The sequence below is a fragment of the Bartonella sp. AA86SXKL genome (genome assembly GCF_042196885.1).
Genome location: NZ_JBHIRE010000335.1, coordinates 1 through 706, shown reverse-complemented (window position 1 = coordinate 706; position 706 = coordinate 1). Strand labels below are relative to the sequence as shown.

Here is a 706-nt window from a genome sequence, read left to right as displayed (position 1 = left end):
CAGGTGAAAATTGCTTAAGCATTGTATAATTTAACGCACCAATTTCCGCCACAGCAGCACCATCTACAAATGTATCGATATTTTCAAGTTTGACACGTTTTCCACTCTTCAAACAAGCAAGCAAACTCGCCGCACCTTGCGGTTCAACAAAACGAATCTCTGTTTTCCAACCATATTCATGTAAAAACTTACTCACTCCACTAGCCAAACCACCACCACCTACAGCGACAATGATTAAATCTGGCGCGCGCTCTCCATTGAGTTTTTTCCATTGTAAAACAGTCTCACTAAGAATTGTAGCTTGCCCTGTAATAATGCGAATATCGTCAAAGGGTGGAGCCATGACGCCACCACTTTGTGAGACAAAAGATTGTGCAGCCGCATAACATTGATCAAATGTTTCACCAACTAAACGAATATCAACAAACTCTTCACCAAAAATGCGTGTCTTATCAATTTTCTGTTGCGGCGTCATCACAGGCATAAAAATCACGCCTTTGCGTTTAAAATAGCGACAAACAAAAGAAACACCTTGCGCATGATTCCCCGCTGATGCACAAACGAACGCAGAATCTTGAGATATCTGCACAAGCATTTCTGATACAAAATTAAAAGCACCGCGAATCTTATATGATCGCACTGGTGTTAAATCTTCACGTTTCAAATAAATTTCTGCATCATATTTTTGACTCAAAAAATCATTTCT

Annotated in this window: 1 protein-coding gene; it reads right to left on the bottom strand. The window is 39.8% G+C overall.

The window, feature by feature from the left end; all coding sequences use genetic code 11:
• On the bottom strand, positions 1–706 hold a 706-nt coding region (locus ACFIO5_RS11860; RefSeq protein ID WP_375705517.1), incomplete at both ends, for a pyridoxal-phosphate dependent enzyme.